Here is a 12,079-nt window from a genome sequence, read left to right as displayed (position 1 = left end):
GGCGGGGGAGGCGGGGCGCAGCCGCCGCCCGGGGGCCTGGGGGCGGAGCCCCCGGGTCGGCCCCGGGTCGGGCCCCAGGTCAGGCCCCGAGCCCGGACACAGGTCGGACCCCGAGCCCGGACACAGCTCGGACCCCGAGCCCGACCTGGGGTCGGGCCCCAGGTCGGGCCCGCGGGTGGGGGCGGCTACTCCGCCGGCTCTACGCCCGCGCGCAGCAAGCCGTACGTGTACGCGTCCTCCAGCGCCTGCCAGGACGCCGCGATCACGTTCTCCGCGACGCCCACCGTGGACCACTCCCCCGCTCCGTCGGAGGTGGAGATGAGGACGCGGGTGGTGGACTGGGTGCCGTGCTTGCCTTCGAGGATGCGGACCTTGTAGTCCACGAGCTCCAGCTTGGCGAGCTGGGGGTAGATCTTTTCGAGGGCGACCCGCAGGGCACGGTCGAGGGCGTTCACCGGACCGTTGCCCTCCGCCGTGGCGACGATGCGCTCGCCCTTGGCGAAGAGTTTGACGGTGGCTTCGTTGGCGTGGGTGCCGTCGGGGCGGTCCTCGACGATCGCGCGCCAGGACTCGACCTGGAAGTACGTGCGGGCCCGCCCCTCCGCCTCCTCGCGGAGCAGGAGTTCGAAGGACGCGTCCGCCGCCTCGTACGTGTAGCCCTTGAGCTCGCGCTCCTTGACGCGTTCCACGACGCGGCCCACCAGCTCGCGGTCGCCGCCGAGGTCGATGCCGAGTTCCTTGCCCTTGAGCTCGATCGACGCGCGGCCCGCCATGTCGGAGACCAGCATCCGCATGGTGTTGCCGACCTGCTCGGGGTCGATGTGCTGGTAGAGGTCCGGGTCGACCTTGATCGCGGAAGCGTGCAGGCCCGCCTTGTGGGCGAAGGCCGAGACGCCGACGTACGGCTGGTGCGTGGAGGGGGTGAGGTTGACGACCTCGGCGATCGCGTGCGAGATGCGGGTCATCTCGCGCAGGGCGCCGTCCGGGAGGACCTTCTTGCCGTACTTCAGTTCCAGGGCGGCCACGACCGGGAACAGGTTCGAGTTGCCGACCCGTTCGCCATAGCCGTTCGCGGTGCACTGGACGTGGGTCGCGCCCGCGTCGACGGCGGCCAGGGTGTTGGCGACCGCGCAGCCCGTGTCGTCCTGGGCGTGCATGCCGAGCCGGGCGCCGGTGTCGGCGAGGACCGTGGCGACGACCGCCTGGACCTGGGCGGGGAGCATGCCGCCGTTGGTGTCGCAGAGGATGACGACGTCGGCGCCCGCCTCCCAGGCCGCGCGGACGACCGCCTTCGCGTACTCGGGGTTCGCGCGGTAGCCGTCGAAGAAGTGCTCGCAGTCGACGAAGACCCGGCGGCCCTGCTCGCGCAGGTACGAGACCGTGTCCCGGACCATCTCCAGGTTTTCGTCGAGGGTGGTGCGCAGTGCGAGTTCGACGTGGCGGTCGTGGGACTTGGCGACCAGGGTGATCACCTGGGCACCGGCGTCGAGAAGGGCCTTGACCTGCGGGTCCTCGCTCGCCTTGCCGCCCGCGCGGCGGGTGGCGCCGAACGCGACCAGCTGGGCGTGCTTGAAGTCGATCTCCTGCTGGGCCCGGGCGAAGAACTCGGTGTCGCGCGGGTTGGCGCCGGGCCAGCCGCCCTCGATGAAGCCCACCCCGAAGTCGTCCAGGTGCCGTGCGATGGCCAGCTTGTCCGCCACGGTGAGGTTGATGCCCTCACGCTGCGCGCCGTCGCGCAGGGTCGTGTCGAAGACGTGGAACGAATCGTCGAGCTCGCTGGTTTCGGTCATGGTGTTCGGCTCCTGATGTCGGATCTCGGTCTGTACCGGAATGACCGGCTCCACCGTCCTCCAATGATCCCTCGCGCTCCCTTCCCGGCTTGAGGTGGGCCAGGAAAACGAAAAACCTCTCGCGGGTGCGAGAGGTCTGCGCGCGGGTCGAGGACGACGATGTCCGCCCGTACGTGGTGGTACGTGGCGGTCACTGCGGACCGGCGCGCCTGCTGCCAATAATCATGGCGAACGAGAGCACGGGGGCAGTCTGGCACATACCGCCCCCGTGCTCACGGGTTGTCTCAGGATGCGAGCCGCGCCTTGGGCTCCGAGGAGGGTTCCTGGCCGGGGCCGGCCCGGTTGAGGTCCAGGTCGCGGGTCTCCCGCATGGTGACGTAGACGACCAGCGACACCGCCGCGCAGCCCGCCACGTACCAGTAGAAGCCGGACTCGATGCCCGCGTCCTTGAACCACAGGGCGACGTATTCGGCCGTACCGCCGAAGAGGGCGTTGGCGATGGCGTACGGAAGGGCGACGCCCAGGGCGCGGACGCCGGTCGGGAACAGCTCCGCCTTCACACAGGCGTTGATGGAGGTGTAGCCGGTGACCACCACCAGGGCCAGCAGAGCCAGGCCGAGGGCGGGCCAGAAGCTGCCCGCGTGCCGCAGCATCGTCATGATCGGGACCGTCAGGAACGTCGAGCCCACCGCGAAGGTGATGAGCAGCGGGCGGCGGCCGACACGGTCGGAGAGGCGGCCCGCGAGCGGCTGGAGACAGGCGAAGACGATCAGCGCGGTGAAGGAGACGAGGGTCGCGGTCTCCTTGGGCAGGCCCGCCGAGTTGGAGAGGTACTTCGTCAGGTAGGTGGTGTACGTGTAGTAGGCGACCGTGCCGCCCATCGTGAGCGCGATGACCAGGAAGGCCTCCCTCCGGTGCTGCCACAGCGCGCGCATCGTGCCGCGCTCCTCACCGGACGCGGCCTCCTCGTACACCTCGGTCTCCAGCATCGTGCGCCGCAGATAGAAGACGACGGCCGCGCCGAGCGCGCCCACGATGAAGGGAATGCGCCAGCCCCAGCTGTGCAGCGCGTCGTCGGACAGGGTGCGCTGGAGGATGATCAGCAGGCCGAGGCCGAGGATCTGGCCCGCGGTCATCGACACGTACTGGAAGCTGGAGGCGAAGCCGCGCCGCTCGGGGCCGGAGGCCTCGGTGAGGTAGGTGGCGCTGGCCGCGTACTCGCCGCCCACCGAGAGTCCTTGCAGCAGGCGGGCGACAAGCAGCACGACCGCGCCGCCGTAGCCCGCCACCGCGTAGGTCGGTGCGAAGGCGATGAGGAGCGCCGACAGCGACATCAGGGTGACGGTCAGCGTCAGGGCGGTCTTGCGGCCTCTGCGGTCGGCGATCCGGCCGAGCAGCCAGCCGCCGACCGGGCGCATGAAGAAGCCGACCGCGAAGATGCCCGCGGTGTTCATGAGCTGGGCGGTGGGGTTGTCGTCGGGGAAGAAGGCTCCGGCGAAGTAGGTGGCGAAGCTCGCGTACACGAACCAGTCGAACCACTCCACCATGTTGCCCGCCGAGCCGACCCAGATCTTCTTCCAGTGCTCTCGTCCCGTGAGTGCCATGAGCCGTAACGTGCCCGTTGATCACGGCCGCGACAAGGGCGCCTCGCGTTTTGTTCATTGCGTTCATCACGTTCGGCCGAGTGACGGTCAGCTCAGGGATTCGTCCAGAAACTCCCTTACGTGGAGCAGGATCCGCTCTCTGTCCGTGCCGCGCAGTCCGATCGCGACATGGATGGAGAAGCCGTCGAGGAGGGCCCGCAGCCGGGCGGCGCAGCGGTCCGGGTCGACCGGCCGGAACTCGCCGCGCGAGACACCCTCGGCGAGCAGCGCGACCAGGTCGCGGTGCCAGGCGCCCTCGATGGCGACCTGCCGCTCGCGGGCGTCGTCGTCGGCGTTCTGCGAGCGGTTCCAGACCTCCAGCCAGAGCGTCCAGTGCGGGTCGCGGTGGCCGTCGGGGACATAGAGGTCGACGTACGCGTCGAGCCGCTCCCGGGCGGTGCCCCGCGCGGCGAGCAACCGGCCGCGCTCGGCGCCGAGCCGCCCCTCGCTCCACTCCAGGGTCTGCAGCAGCAGTTCGTCCTTGGAGTGGAAGTAGTAGAGGAGATGACCGCTGCTCATGCCGACCTCGCGGCCGAGCGCCGCCATGGTGAGCTTCTCCAGACCACGCTCGGCGATCATGTCCATGGCGGCGGCCAGCACGTCCTCGCGCGGAGGCGCGTTCTTCCTCCGCGGCGCGCTGTCCCCTGCCACGTGCGACTCCTGGTTCAGATCCTCGGCTGCTGCTGGGTGATGCAGTGGATGCCACCGCCTCCCGCAAAGATCGTACGGGCGTCCACCAGTGTCACCGTCCGCTCGGGGAAGAGACGTCGGAAGATGCCGGCCGCGAGCTCGTCGCGCGGGTCGTCGAAACCGCACAGGACCACGCCGCCGTTGCAGAGGTAGTGGTTGATGTAGGAGTAGTCGGCCCAGTGGCCGTCGGCCTCCAGGATCGTCGGGGCCTGGACCTCGACGACCTCCAGACGGCGCCCGCGCGCGTCGGTCGCGGCCTTGAGCAGGCCGATGACCTCCTCGGTCACCTCGTGGTCGGGGTGCGCCGGGTCCGGCTGGGAGTGCGCGACCACGACTCCGGGGCGGGCGAAGGCGGCCACGATGTCGACATGGCCGAGCGTGCCGAAGCCGTACGGGGGGTAGTCGCCGGTCAGCCCGCGCGGCAGCCAGATCGCCTTGCGGGTGCCGAGGTGGGCGTGGATCTCCGCCTCCACCTGCTCGCGCGTCCGGTCGGGGTTGCGCTCGGGGCCGAGCTGCACGGTCTCGGTCAGGAGCACGGTGCCCTCGCCGTCGACATGGATCGCACCGCCCTCGTTGACCAGCTTCGAGGCGTACGTCTTCGCCCCCGCGAGGTCCGCGACATACGCACCGATCTTGGCGTCGTGCTCCCAGCGGGCCCAGTCCTGGGCGCCCCAGCCGTTGAACGTCCAGTCCACGGCAGCCAGTTCGCCCTTCCCGTCGGTGAGGAAGGTGGGGCCGATGTCACGCATCCAGGCGTCGTCGAGTTCACGTTCGACGGTGTCGACGTCCGGGCCGAGCAGCGCCCGGGCCGCCTGCGACTGGCCCGGCCCGCACACGACCGTCACCGGTTCGAACCGGCGGATGGCGCGCGCCACCGCCGCCCAGGCGGCGCGCGCCTCGGCGAGGTCGTCGGGGTTGTCGAAGGTGAGGTTGGGACCCGGCCACGCCATCCAGGTGCGCTCGTGCGGGGTCCACTCGGCGGGCATCCGGAAACCGTCGGCGGCAGGGGTCATGACGTGCACCTTCATCAGAGGAAGTAGAGGCGGTTGAGGGAGACCGAGTCGGCGGGCTCGGAGCGCAGCGGGTCACCGTCGAGGGTGACCAGGCCGGTGCGCTGGTCGACGTCGACGGATCCCGTACGGGAGTTGAGGCGCAGGTCGGCGGGGCCGATCCCGCGGGTGCCGCGCACGGCGACCCGCCGCCGGCGTGTCGGCATGAGGTCGTTGCCCTGGTCGAGCGCGGCCTGGGCGACGAAGGCGACCGAGATCTCGGCGGGTGTCGCGCCGTGCGCCCCGAACTGGGGCCCCAGGACGAGGGGTTCGCAGGTGTCGGTGGCGGCGTTCGGGTCGCCGACCACGCCGTACGCCGGGAAGCCGGACTTGAGGACGAGCTGCGGCTTGGCGCCGAAGAACTCCGGGCGCCACAGGACGATGTCGGCGAGCTTGCCGACCTCGATCGAGCCGACCTCGTGGGCGAGCCCCTGCGCGATGGCGGGGTTGATGGTGAGCTTGGCCATGTAGCGCAGGACGCGCTCGTTGTCGTGGTCCGCGTCCGTCGGGGCGCCGCGCTCGGCCTTCATCTTTCCGGCCATCGCGAAGGTGCGGCGTACGGTCTCGCCCGCGCGTCCCATGCCCTGCGCGTCCGAGGAGGTGATCCCGATCGCGCCCAGGTCGTGCAGCACGTCCTCGGCACCCATGGTCCCGGCGCGGATCCGGTCGCGGGCCATGGCAGCGTCGCCGGGCAGGTCGGTCTTCAGGTCGTGGACGGAGACGATCATGCCGTAGTGCTCGGCGACCGCGTCCCGGCCGAAGGGCAGGGTGGGGTTGGTGGAGGAGCCGATGACGTTCGGGACTCCCGCCATCTTCAGGACGTTCGGTACGTGACCGCCGCCGCAGCCCTCGATGTGGAAGGCGTGGATGGTCCGGCCTTCGAGGACGCGCAGGGTGTCCTCGACCGACAGGCATTCGTTCAGCCCGTCGCTGTGCAGGGCGACCTGGACGTCGTGCTCCTCGGCGACGCGCAGCGCGGTGTCGAGAGCGCGGGTGTGGGCGCCCATGTCCTCGTGGACCTTGAAGCCGCTCGCGCCGCCCTCGGCCAGGGCCTCGACGAGGGGGGCGGCGTCGGAGGACGAACCCCGGCCCAGGAAGCCGATGTTGACCGGCCAGGCGTCGAAGGCGTTGAAGGCGTGGCGCAGTGCCCAGGGCGAGTTGACGCCGACGCCCCACACCGGCCCGAACTCCTGGCCGATGACCGTGGTGACGCCGGAGGCGAGCGAGGCCTCCATGATGCGCGGCGACAGCAGGTGCACGTGGGTGTCGACGGCTCCGGCGGTGGCGATCAGTCCCTCGCCCGAGACGATCGACGTCCCCGTACCGACCACCACGTCGACCCCGTCCAGGGTGTCGGGGTTCCCGGCCCGCCCGATCGAGCAGATCCGCCCCTCGCGGATGCCGATGGAGACCTTGCGGATCCCCTGGGCCGCGTCGATCACCACCACGTTGCTGATGACGACGTCGCAGGTCTCGCGGACGGCGGCGGCCTTGAGGTGCAGTCCGTCGCGGGCGGTCTTGCCGAAGCCGGCGAGGAACTCGTCGCCGTAGCGCTGGGCGTCGGACTCGACGCGGATGGTCAGCCCGGAGTCACCGAGGCGGACGCGGTCGCCGGCGCGGGGGCCGTGCGTGGCTGCGTACTCGTAAGGATTCATCGCCGCTCAGCTCCCTCGTTCTCCCCGACGCCCCCGGCATCTCCGGCATCTCCGGTGTCCCCGGCATCTCCGGTGTCCCCGGCATCTCCGGCATCTCCGGTGTCCCCGGCATCTCCGGTGTCCCCGGTATCTCCGGCATCTCCGGTGTCCCCGGCATCTCCGGCATCTCCGGTGTCCCCGGTATCTCCGGCATCTCCGGTGTCCCCGGCATCTCCGGCATCTCCGGTGTCCCCGGCATCTCCGGTGTCCCCGGCATCTCCGTTTTCCCCGGTATCTCCGGTGTCCCCGGTGTCCCCGGTCCCGAGGTACCCGCAGGCGGCGGCCCTGCGCAGGGCCTCCTCCCTGGCTCCGGGCGCGTCCAGCGGCCCGTCGACCAGTCCCGCGAAGCCGATGGCGATCCGCTCACCGCCGATGGGCAGCAGCCCGACCTCGGCGCTCTCCCCCGGTCCGAAGCGCACGGAGGACCCGGCGGGGACCGCGAGCCGCATCCCGTAGGCCGCCGCCCGCGGGAAGTCGAGCCGCGGATTGGTCTCGAAGAAGTGGAAGTGCGAGGTGACGGAGACGGGCACGGTCGCGGTGTTGGTGACGGTCAGCCGGACGACCGCGGCGGGCTCGGCATGCTCCGGCCCCGGCAGCAGCGCGCCAGGCGCCCGCTCCCCCAGCCCGCCCCCGAGGGGGTCGCTGACGACCGCGAGCCGGGACCCGTCGTCGAAGACGGCCTCGACATGCACCTCCGTGACGACGTCGGCGACGCCCGGCAGGACGTCGTCGGGGCCGAGCACCGCCCGGGCCGCCGCGATCGCCTCGGCGAGCCGACGCCCGTCCCGGGCCGCCTCGCACACAGTGTCCGCGATGAGGGCGGTCGCCTCGGGGACGTTCAGCCTGAGGCCCCGGGCCCGGCGGGCACGGGCCAGCTCGGCGGCCCCGAAGAGCAGCAGCCGGTCACGTTCCGTGGGGGTCAGTCTCATGTCCGGGCACCTCCTTGCCTTCCTCGATTTAGAGCACCACTCTAAACAAGAGATTCATGGAAAGGAACGATTGACATCCAGAATCTGGTCACAGACATTGAACGTCGCTCTAACTCTCAGGCGGCCGTCGAAGGAGACCAGCCATGCCGATCGAACAGCGCGGAGTCGACACCATCCCCGACGAGGAACGGACCAGCGGACCCAAGGATCTCGTCTCGATCCTGCTGGGATCGAACCTCTGTCTGGGCGTGATCATCTTCGGCTGGCTGCCACCCTCCTTCGGGCTCGACTGGTGGTCGTCGGTGAGCGCGATCGTGGCGGGCACGGTGATCGGCACGGCGCTCACCGCGCCGCTCGCGCTGGTGTCCCTGCGCACGGCGACGAACCTCTCCACCTCCTCCGGCGCCCAGTTCGGCGTGCGCGGACGGCTGGTCGGCTCGGTCGTCGGGCTGCTGCTCGCCCTCGGCTACACCGCGCTGACCGTCTGGATCGGCGGCGATGTGATGGTGAGCGTGCTCGGCCGCCTGTTCGGGCTGCCGGCGAACGGGCTGTCGTACGCCGTCGTGTACGCCGTCCTCGCCGCCGCCACCGTCGCGGGCGCGGTGTACGGCTACCGCGTGCTTCTCGCGATGTCCCGGGTCCTCGCGGTCGGCATGACCGCACTCCTCGCGCTCGGGGTGCTCGCCTACGCGCCGCACTTCACCACCGCCGCGCTCCCGGAGACCGGCGGCTATCTGCTGGGTTCGTTCTGGCCGACCTGGCTGCTGGCGGCGGTCGCCGCGGGCCTGTCCGGACCGATCGCGTTCATCACCCTGCTCGGCGACTACACGCGCTACATCTCCCCGTCCCGGCACTCCTCCCGTACGGTCCTGCACGCCACCTGGCTGGGCCTGATCGCCGGGCTGCTGGTCCCGCAGCTCTTCGGCACCTTCACGGCGTACGCGGCCCGCGCGGCCCTCGACTACGCGGGGCCGCTGGTCTCCGCCTCCCCCACCTGGTACCTGGTCCCGCTGCTGCTCGCCGCCTCCGCCGGGTCGGTCGGCAACGCGGGCCTGATGCTGTACTCCATGGGCCTGGACCTGGACGCGATCCTGCCGAAGGCCTCGCGCGCCCGGGCCACGCTCACGGTCGCCGTCGTCGCCACCGTCTGTGTCTTCGTCGGCCACTACGCCTGGAACGCGCAGTCCGCGATGACGTCCTTCGTCCTTCTCCTGACCGCCATCGGCACCCCGTGGGCGGTCATCACCCTCATCGGCTTCGCCCGCTGCCGCGGAATCTACGACCCGGACGCCCTCCAGGTCTTCAACCGCCGTTCCCGCGGCGGGATCTACTGGTACCGCGCCGGCTGGAACATCCAGGCGACGGTCTCCTGGGCACTGGGCGCGTTCGCCGGCCTCCTCGCCGTCTCCCTCCCTTCGTACCAGGGACCGCTGCTGTCCCTCACGGGTGGAGTGGACTGCAGCTTCGTCCTGTCAGGGCTGGTCGGCGGCCTCGTGTACGTGGCCCTCTCTCCGAAGCGGGCGTCACACCGGGTCGAGGCCGGGCAGGAACTGGCTCGCGCCGAAAGCGGGCTTTAGGTCGCTGAACCAGGTGGCGTTCTCGTCGTACGCGGCGAAGAACGGGCGGCCCACCAGCTCCGGGTCGCGGGCCTGGATGAGATGGAGCACGAAGACCTTCTCGCCGGCCACCTCCGTGATCCCGTCCACGCACACCTTGCCCGGCATCGCCGACATGACCGGGCCGCGCACGGTCCGCGCGAGGCCGGACACCTGGGCGTAGGCGTCACGGAAGATCTGGTGACCGCGGGCGAGCGGCACCCCGAAGTAGCCCTGCGGGCCGGTGTCCCGCTCCACGAACTGGTAGTACGGCACCGCCCCCAGCGCGGTCGTCTCGTTCCACAGCCCGGCCCACGCCTCGGCACTGTCGTTGATGCCCCTGACCAGCGGCCCCTGGCAGCGGATCACGGCACCCGTGTCACGCACCCGGCGCATCGCCTCCCGCACCACCGGGGGCCGCAGCTCCTGGGGATGGGTGAAGTGGGCCATCAGCGCGAGGTGGCGGCCGCTCGCGACGACCTTCTCGAACAGACGCAGCACGTCGTCGGCGTCGCGGTCGGTGAGGAAACGGTACGGCCAGAAGGCGAGCGACTTGGTGCCGATGCGGACCGACTGGATCGACTCGATCTCGAGGAGCGGCTCGACGTAGCGGCGCAGCACCTCGGTGCTCATCACCATCGGGTCGCCACCCGTGATGAGCGCGCTGGTGACCTCCGGGTGGGCGCGCAGATAGGCGGACGTGGCGCCGATGTCGTCGGTGGCGATGCGCAGGTCGGACTCGCCGACGAACTGGGGCCAGCGGAAGCAGTACGTGCAGTAGGCATGGCAGGTCTGGCCCTGGCGCGGGAAGATCAGCACCGTTTCCGGGTACTTGTGCTGGAGGCCGGTGAGGCGCCGCCCCTCGTGCACGGGGACGTTGGCGTCGAGCTGCCCGGAGGGATGCGGGTTGAGCCTCATCCGGATCTCGTGCGCCGCGCGCAGGACGTCGGCCTTGGGGGCGTCCCGCGCCAGCAGCTCCGCCATCTGCCCGAGGTCGGGCTCGGGCAGCATCTCGGCCTGCGGGAACGTCAGCCGGAAGATCGGATCGTCGGGCACGGCCGCCCAGTCGATCAGCTCGTCGACCACGTAGGTGTTCGTACGGAACGGCAGGACGGCCGCCACCGCCCGCAGGGCGAGTCGCTCGGCGGGCGGCAGGGACACGCGCCGCAGCAGGCCGTCCAGGTCACGGGGCGTGAAGGCGCGAAAGCGGGGGCTCGGGTGCGAAGACCGGGAGCTGGTGTCCGAAGACCGGAGGCTCAGTTGCGCGGAGCCGGGTCTCGCGGGCTGAGCGGGGTGGAGCGCTGAACTCATGTGTGCCGGGGCCTCTATTCCCTGACCAGGACCGACGGCCGCAACTCGACGAATGCGCCCGCGGACGCATCGTACTTCTCCGCGAAGTGCTGCATGAGCAGCCGGTGAAGCTCACTTTCGTCGTCGACGACGATCAGTTCGTGCGCACCCTGCACGCCCAAGGCCTCGCTGTACGCGGAGAGTTGATCGAGGCGGTGGCGGGCCATGTACGACACGAGGTCGTGCCCGGCGACGTACACACAGTCGTCCACATAGACGAAGCGACAGCTGAACTCCCGCCGGCCGTCGGTCGCGTCGACCAGGGTCACCGGCAGATGGGTGAACCGCTCCATCCGCTTGCTCTGCTGCCACAGTTCGTCGAAGCGCTGTTCGACGAAGGTGCCGAGCGGGGAACGGACGGCGACTTCGAGCTGGACGCCTTCGCCGGAGAGGCGCCCGACGGTGAGGAACGAGACCAGGGAGCGCTCGTCCCAGCGGTAGAGGGTCACGCCGGGGGACGTGGAGCAGAGGCGTACTTCGAGGAGCTGGCGGGAGTTCTCGTCGAGCCGGAGCGCGAACCGGTCCAGCGTGCGCAGGTTGCGCATGATGTCGCGGCGGATGTCGGCACTCTGCTCGCCCAGCTCACGGCCGCGCAGGATGACCGCGAGGGAGTCGGGGTCGAGGAGGAGGATCTGCACGCGGGCGCCGTGCCCGGTGGCCGCCTTGATGCCGCGGAAGAGACGCTCGGAGAACTGCGGGCCGAACACGTTGGAGAAGGTGTCGAGGACCTTCACGTTCGAGGTCGAGCCGTAGACCTGGGCGCTGAACCACTCGTAGTCCAGCCGGGTGTGTTCGCGGACCCGGCCCTCCTGGGCGCGGCTGATCAGCGGGCCGATCACGAAGACGGTGACGACGACGCCGACGATGTCGGTGCCGAGATTGAGGGTGAGGTTCTCCTCGTAGTTGTCCATCCGCGAGCTGCTCCAGAGGAGGAGGGCTGCGACGGCGGCGAGGAGGACAAGGACCGTGAGGCTCTGAGGGCGGCGTGGGGTGCGTAAGGTGCGCAGCAGCCAGCGCAGTCGTGGTACCGGCGACCCTGCGCTCACCTGCGCTCCCTCCGTGGCCGTGCGGGCACACGGGAGGGCGGCACGCTCCCCCCGTGGAATCTGTGGATACCCGTGTCACGGAGCCGCTACGCGTCGAACGAACCGCCGGTCCCCGCACTCCTGTTGGGGAGAGGGGGACCGGCGGGAGGCGTGGGTGCCGGGGACCGGCGGGCGCGAGGGTCGCGACCGGCGCGAGGAGCGTCCTAGGTCCTGTCGTCAAATTCCCGTCGTCCGCCCGGAGGGCGGGCCCTGCGGCGTCAGGTGCGTGCTCTCGGCGTGCCGGGCACAGGCCC

General features: G+C 70.7%; 8 protein-coding genes and 1 pseudogene. 1 reads left to right on the top strand and 8 read right to left on the bottom strand.

Translation table 11 applies throughout. The features are described from left to right. Positions 1 to 185: 185 nt before the first annotated feature. The 6 genes and pseudogenes from cimA to ureA all read right to left on the bottom strand — a co-directional run. The gene (gene cimA / locus ABZ656_RS51760; protein ID WP_360278871.1) at positions 186 to 1,790 is read right to left on the bottom strand and encodes a citramalate synthase; all 1,605 of its coding nucleotides are present in this window, start codon (positions 1,788 to 1,790) and stop codon (positions 186 to 188) included. A 284-nt stretch (positions 1,791 to 2,074) separates the two neighbouring features. Further along, positions 2,075 to 3,394: an MFS transporter gene (locus tag ABZ656_RS51755; RefSeq protein WP_360278868.1), complete on the bottom strand. Its 1,320-nt coding sequence runs from the start codon at positions 3,392 to 3,394 to the stop codon at positions 2,075 to 2,077. Between the two features lie 87 nt (positions 3,395 to 3,481). Then, positions 3,482 to 4,018, bottom strand: a complete 537-nt coding sequence (locus tag ABZ656_RS51750) for a TetR/AcrR family transcriptional regulator (RefSeq protein WP_248003706.1) — start codon at positions 4,016 to 4,018, stop codon at positions 3,482 to 3,484. An 80-nt stretch (positions 4,019 to 4,098) separates the two neighbouring features. Beyond that, on the bottom strand, positions 4,099 to 5,136 hold the full coding sequence (locus ABZ656_RS51745; RefSeq protein WP_360278865.1) for an agmatine deiminase family protein: 1,038 nt from the start codon (positions 5,134 to 5,136) through the stop codon (positions 4,099 to 4,101). Positions 5,137 to 5,150: 14 nt separating this feature from the next. Continuing rightward, on the bottom strand, positions 5,151 to 6,827 hold the full coding sequence (locus ABZ656_RS51740; protein WP_360278862.1) for an urease subunit alpha: 1,677 nt from the start codon (positions 6,825 to 6,827) through the stop codon (positions 5,151 to 5,153). A 299-nt stretch (positions 6,828 to 7,126) separates the two neighbouring features. Continuing rightward, positions 7,127 to 7,795, bottom strand: a pseudogene (ureA, locus tag ABZ656_RS51735) (urease subunit gamma); the annotation flags it as partial. Positions 7,796 to 7,938: 143 nt separating this feature from the next. Between ureA and ABZ656_RS51730 the strand changes: the two are divergent. Next, entirely contained in the window at positions 7,939 to 9,372 is a 1,434-nt protein-coding gene (locus ABZ656_RS51730) for a cytosine permease (RefSeq protein WP_101400852.1), read from the top strand. Here the strand turns inward: ABZ656_RS51730 and ABZ656_RS51725 are convergent. Together ABZ656_RS51725 and ABZ656_RS51720 are read right to left on the bottom strand one after the other, a co-directional pair. Further along, complete coding sequence (locus ABZ656_RS51725) at positions 9,319 to 10,551, bottom strand: lysine 2,3-aminomutase (protein ID WP_360278859.1); 1,233 nt, start codon at positions 10,549 to 10,551, stop codon at positions 9,319 to 9,321. The genes ABZ656_RS51730 and ABZ656_RS51725 overlap by 54 nt on opposite strands. A gap of 164 nt (positions 10,552 to 10,715) precedes the next feature. Beyond that, positions 10,716 to 11,786, bottom strand: coding sequence for a hypothetical protein (locus tag ABZ656_RS51720; RefSeq protein ID WP_360278857.1), 1,071 nt, complete (start codon positions 11,784 to 11,786; stop codon positions 10,716 to 10,718). Between the last annotated feature and the right edge of the window lie 293 nt (positions 11,787 to 12,079).

Source organism: Streptomyces sp. NPDC007095 (genome assembly GCF_040634475.1).
In the GTDB taxonomy this organism is placed as follows: domain Bacteria; phylum Actinomycetota; class Actinomycetes; order Streptomycetales; family Streptomycetaceae; genus Streptomyces.
Note: the sequence above shows the minus strand (reverse complement) of the source record. Positions and strands in the feature narration are given on the sequence as shown.

Excerpts from the sequence above, each read along its gene's own strand:
- cimA (WP_360278871.1), bottom strand. The coding sequence starts at position 1,790 with ATGACCGAAACCAGCGAGCTCGACGATTCGTTCCACGTCTTCGACACG.
- ABZ656_RS51755 (WP_360278868.1), bottom strand. The coding sequence starts at position 3,394 with ATGGCACTCACGGGACGAGAGCACTGGAAGAAGATCTGGGTCGGCTCG.
- ABZ656_RS51740 (WP_360278862.1), bottom strand. The coding sequence starts at position 6,827 with ATGAATCCTTACGAGTACGCAGCCACGCACGGCCCCCGCGCCGGCGAC.
- ABZ656_RS51745 (WP_360278865.1), bottom strand. The coding sequence starts at position 5,136 with ATGACCCCTGCCGCCGACGGTTTCCGGATGCCCGCCGAGTGGACCCCG.
- ABZ656_RS51730 (WP_101400852.1), top strand. The coding sequence starts at position 7,939 with ATGCCGATCGAACAGCGCGGAGTCGACACCATCCCCGACGAGGAACGG.
- ABZ656_RS51750 (WP_248003706.1), bottom strand. The coding sequence starts at position 4,018 with ATGGACATGATCGCCGAGCGTGGTCTGGAGAAGCTCACCATGGCGGCG.